Annotated in this window: 3 protein-coding genes; all 3 read left to right on the plus strand. The window is 31.9% G+C overall.

The window, feature by feature from the left end; all coding sequences use genetic code 11:
• Window positions 1-494 precede the first annotated feature (494 nt).
• The 3 genes from ACTCDL_RS13540 (at window position 495) to ACTCDL_RS13550 (ending at window position 5315) form a co-directional block, all read left to right on the plus strand.
• A complete protein-coding gene (locus ACTCDL_RS13540) occupies window positions 495-1844 on the plus strand; it encodes a GH1 family beta-glucosidase (RefSeq protein WP_463177860.1) in 1350 nt (449 codons plus the stop codon).
• Between the two features lie 237 nt (window positions 1845-2081).
• Window positions 2082-4817 carry a GH36-type glycosyl hydrolase domain-containing protein gene (locus ACTCDL_RS13545; protein ID WP_463177863.1) on the plus strand — a complete coding sequence of 912 codons (2736 nt, stop codon included), beginning with the start codon at window positions 2082-2084 and terminating at the stop codon, window positions 4815-4817.
• Between the two features lie 99 nt (window positions 4818-4916).
• On the plus strand, window positions 4917-5315 hold the full coding sequence (locus ACTCDL_RS13550; RefSeq protein ID WP_463177867.1) for a hypothetical protein: 399 nt from the start codon (window positions 4917-4919) through the stop codon (window positions 5313-5315).
• The last annotated feature ends 394 nt before the right edge of the window (window positions 5316-5709 follow it).

Raw genomic sequence — 5709 nt, forward strand, 5'->3', positions numbered from 1 at the left:
TTCGTTGCTGAAAGTTATCTTTTAAGGTTTTTAGTTAAGAACTTAAAGGTATTAAATTATTAGGATATTTAAATTACATTCTAGAGTTGTTTATCTATAATAGCTAAGTCTAACTTCGAATAATCATTCGATTACTTATGCAATAAAATAATAAAAATAACGAAAGAAATAATTTGTTTCAGAAAATAATTGAGCAAAAAGATTATCTGTGATATAATTTAAATTACCAGAAAACTTATATAAGTATCTGTAACTACCTAATAGCCGTCATTTTTATAGATCTTAGGGTGTTAATTGACTGAGATAAGCTAGTGCAGAAGACAAGAAGCGATATAGTTTTTAGATATTTTTCTTGCATATCTTGAGTAATTTTTCAGAAACTTTCTTAGGGAAAGATAGTTGGGGATTTATTATAAGACTTTAGTAATTGATTATTGTATTAGAAATTAAATATCAAGAAATTAATTTTAAATTATAAAAAGGAGTGAAATCAAATGACAAAATTATTATTTCCTAAAGACTTTATTTGGGGAGCAGCAACTGCTTCTTATCAGATTGAAGGAGCTTATCAAGAGGATGGTAAGGGAGAATCAATCTGGGATAGATTTAGCCATACACCTGGCAAAGTAGAAAATGGTGATACTGGAGATATAGCCTGTGATCACTATCATAAATATAGAGAAGATATTGCTTTAATGAAGGAAATAGGTTTAGATTCATATCGTCTTTCTATCTCATGGACTAGAATCTTACCAGAAGGTAAGGGAGAGCTAAACCAAGCAGGGCTTGACTTTTATAGAAAATTAATTAATGAGTTGATTGATGCTGGTATTGAACCTGCTATTACTTTATACCATTGGGATTTACCTCAAGCCTTACAAGAAGAAGGAGGTTGGGCGAATAGAGACACAATAAAATATTTTGTGGAATATGCTGAAATACTCTTTAAGGAATTTGGAGATATTGTTCCTCGTTGGATTACTCATAATGAACCTTGGGTAGTAGCTTTTATGGGAAATTCTACTGGTGAACATGCACCAGGTTTTAAGGATCATAAATTGGCTTTACAAGTTGCTCATAATTTGTTGGTCTCCCATGGCTTAGCTGTTAAGAAGTTTAGAGAATTAGGATTATCAGCAGAGATAGGGATCACTTTAAATATGAATTCAGTCTATCCCTTAACAGATAGTAAAAAAGATCAACAAGCAGCTGAGATAATGGAGGATTATATAAATGATTGGTTCTTAGATCCACTATATAAAGGAAGATATCCAGAAAAGTTAGCTAAGATGTATAAGGAAAAATACGGAGAAATAGAGATTGAAGATGGAGATATGGATATCATTCAAGAAAAGACAGACTTTTTAGGTATCAACTATTACACTAGAGCTTTATTAAAACATAACCCAGATTCAGATTTCTTCCAAATTGATCATGTTAGGCCAGAAGATAGTGAATATACAGCTATGGACTGGGAAGTTTATCCGAAGGGACTATATGATTTACTAATTAAGTTAAATAGAGAATATACAGATCAAGACTTGTATATTACTGAAAATGGAGCAGCTTTTGATGATAAAATAGGAGAAGATGGAAGGGTTGATGATAAAAAGCGAATAGACTTTTTAAAGAATCACTTTATCAGTGCTCATAAGGCAATAGAGGATGGAGTACCTTTAAAAGGCTATTATGTCTGGTCTTTAATGGATAACTTTGAATGGGCCTTTGGATATAACAAAAGATTTGGGATTATACATGTCAACTATGATACTTGTGAAAGAACCCTAAAGGAAAGTGCTCATTGGTATAAAGAGGTAATTGCTAATAATTCTGTAGAGGCTTAATATAAATAATTAATGATTATGAAATTTTAACTATTAAAGCAGGGGTTCATGGTGATTATAATGCCTATCAAGCTTTATTATTACATCCCTTAGTTTGAATTAGTAGGGTAGAGCTTTTATTAGATGAGATTATTAAAGAGAATATAGATTACTTACCTCAGTTTAGTTCAGATAGATAAGTAGGATTAGGCTTAAATATAGGACTCTTATAATAAAAAGAGAGGGGAGAATAAGTTTATGGTAGAGAAGTCATGTGAAACCTGGAAATTTAGTGGAGAAAATGGTGAATTTAGATTAGAAGAAGCAGATAAAAGTAGTTATCTTTACTTTCCTTTAACAAATGAAGCTGGGATGATGTCTGCGATTACTCCTAATCTACATGGAGATATTAAGACGGGGCAGAATACTTTTGCTTTAATGCCAGTTTCTGTTGAAGATTTGCATAACACCAGATCGGCTAGAAACTTCTGGATTAAGATAGATGGAAGAGATATCTGGTCTGTTACAGGAAATTCGGCTCAGCAAAAGGCTAAACAATTTACTCAAGAGGGTGAAAAGGTTACTGTAGAAGCGGGTTTGTTATGGCATAAAGTCATTAGAGAGAATGAAAAGCTAAAGATTAAAGCAGAGATAACCAGTTTTGTTCCAGCTAATGATGATACAGTGGAATTGATGGAGATTAAGATTACTAATATAGGGGATAAGGATAAGAAGATAACTCCTACAGCAGCTATACCTCTATATGGTCGTTCTGCTGATAATCTAAGAGATCATCGCCATGTAACTTCTTTGTTACATAAGATTAAGACTACAGATAGTGGTATAGTAATTAACCCTACATTATCCTTTGATGAACGAGGGCATCAAACTAATAATGTTAGCTATGGAGTCTTAGGAGCGGAGCAGTGTGGAGAAAATCCTATAGGGTTCTGTCCAGTTGTAGAAGACTTTATTGGAGAAGGTGGAAATTTAGAGTGGCCAAAGGCTATTATTAAAGATTTAGATATTTATTGTCAGGCTGGTAGAGAGTTAGAAGGCTTTGAGGCAGTTGGAGCATTAAGGTTTAAAGATAGAGTATTAGAAGCAGGGGAAGAAAAGTCTTATATAATTGCTATTACTATTGATGAAAAAGGTAGCAGACAAGATATTATAAGTAAAAAATATTTAAGTAAGGACTTATTTGATAAATATTTAAGTGAGAATAAAACTTATTGGGAAAAGAAGGTTAACAAAGTACAGTTTAACTCTGGTAATCAAGATTATGATCAATGGATGAAGTGGGTTACTTTACAACCTATTTTAAGAAGAATCTATGGTTGTTCTTTCCTACCACATCACGATTATGGTCGTGGAGGAAGAGGATGGAGAGATTTATGGCAAGATTGTTTGGCCCTTCTTTTGATGGAACCAGAAGGGGTAAGGGATTTACTATTTAATAACTTTGCTGGAATTAGAATAGATGGAAGTAATGCTACTATTATTGGTTCTAAGCCTGGAGAGTTTATAGCAGATAGAAATAATATCAGTAGAGTATGGATGGATCATGGTTCTTGGCCATTCTTAACTACTAAGTTATATATTGATCAGAGTGGAGATTTAGAATTTTTATTAGAAGAGCAGACTTACTTTAAAGATGCTCAGATTTATCGTTCTAAGAAGAAGGATGAAAACTGGAGTCCTGAAGCTGGAAATGAATTATTAGATAGAGAAGATAAAGTTTATAAGGGAAATATTTTAGAACATATGCTGGTTCAGCATTTAACCTTATTCTTTAATGTAGGTGAACATAATAACTTCAAACTAGAGGGTGCTGACTGGAATGATGGTTTAGATATGGCTGAAGAAAGAGGAGAGAGTGTAGCCTTTACAGCATTATATTCTAGCAACCTATTAGAAATGGCTAAGTTGTTGCGAGAATTATCCCAAAAAAGAGGAATTGATAAATTAGAGATTGCTCAAGAGATAAAGCTATTATTAGATACCTTAACTGACAAGATAGATTATGATTCAGTAGAAGCTAAACATGAATTGCTAGATCAATATTTTGATAGTTGTGCTAGCAAGGTTTCTGGTAAGAAGGTTGAAGTCTCTATTACAGGACTTATTAATGATTTAGAGGCTAAAGGTAATTGGATTGTAGACCATTTACGTAAGAATGAGTTGATTAAAAATAGTGAAGGCTATGAATGGTTCAATGGTTATTATGATAATGATGGAGAGAGATTAGAAGGAGACCATCCATTAGGTACAAGAATGACTTTAACAGGTCAGGTATTCCCGATTATGGGTGGAGTAGCTACTAATGAACAAATAGAGAAGATAGTCAAAGCAGCTGACTATTATCTAAAAGATGATAGAGTTGGGGGATATCGTTTAAATACTAACTTTAAAGAGTTAAAGACCAATTTAGGAAGATTATTTGGCTTTGCTTTTGGTCATAAAGAGAATGGGGCAATGTTTAGTCATATGGCAGTAATGTATGGTAATGCTCTTTATCAACGTGGCTTTGCCAAGGAAGGATATGAGGTTATTAATTCTATTTATCAACATTGTAGTGACTTCGAAAGAAGCAGGATATATCCAGGAATACCAGAGTATATTAACGAACGTGGAAGAGGTTTATACCATTATTTAACTGGTTCTGCTAGCTGGTTGTTATTAACGGAAGTAACTCAAGTCTATGGTGTGAGAGGAAAGTTAGGTGATTTAGTATTAGCTCCTAAGTTGTTAAAGAATCAATTTGATAATGAGGGTAATGCTAGTATTTATACTCTTTTTGCTAATATACCGTTAAATGTGACTTATAATAATAAAGAGAATCTTGAATTTGGAGATTATAGTATTAGAAAAGTTATAATCAATGGTAAAGAGGTTGATTTTAAGATAAAAGATGGAGATGCAATAATTAAAAGAGATATAATAAATAAATTAAGTAAAGATAATACTCATGAAGTAGAAGTTGTATTAGGTTAATTATAAAGATAGGCTATTGAATGTGATTGGTTACCAATCACATTCTTAGTAAACAAGAAAAACATATAACATATACCAGATAAAGATAGATATAAGAATGTGAAATATAAGCATTGTGGTAATAGTGATTTGAAATTATCTGTAGTTTCCTTTTTGCTAGATATAGAGTTAGTTTATAAACAGGAACCTGCACTAGCTAGTAATCTATTCACTAATGAAGCCAGAACTGTAGAACTTCAGGTCAGTGAAACTGAGACTAAAGAGATAGAAGTTTCTAAAAATAGTTTTGCTCATCGTTTCTCAGGAGAGACTTTGATAATTTATCATAATCCTACTCGAAAAAATACTTTTGGTGCTGATAAAGTAGAGATTCAAAGCTATAAGCTAGTGACTAAAGATGGTGAGGAGATTGTAATAAAAGATTCAGAAGTTAAAGCTGGTCTTGCTGAGAAGGTTAGGGATGGTGAGGTTAGCAGGATAGATATCTTTTTAGGATAGTCTGATCTTCTCTCAGTATATTAAAGGTGCAGAAAAGAAGATTATAAGATGAGTTTATAAGCCTATAAGTCCTAATAATTTAGTTTTGAATTAAAGATTTAAAATCAATTTGATTAATCACTAAAGAATGTATGTTGATTGGGTAAGAGTATATAAGTAAAATTTCCTGAAAATCATTCTAAATAATAAAAGGTCTAGTCTGAATAATTTGGTTAGTTAGATAAAATTACAGCAATTCAAATAGCAAAGAATACAGATGATAGATTAATAGAAAAAGAAGCTTTAGTTTTTTCATATATATATGATTAAACTGCGAAAAAATAAAATAAACACTCCAAATTTTATTTTATTTACGATATTATATATCTATTGGAGTGTGATGATGATGTTAATA

Source organism: Orenia sp., assembly GCF_055140805.1.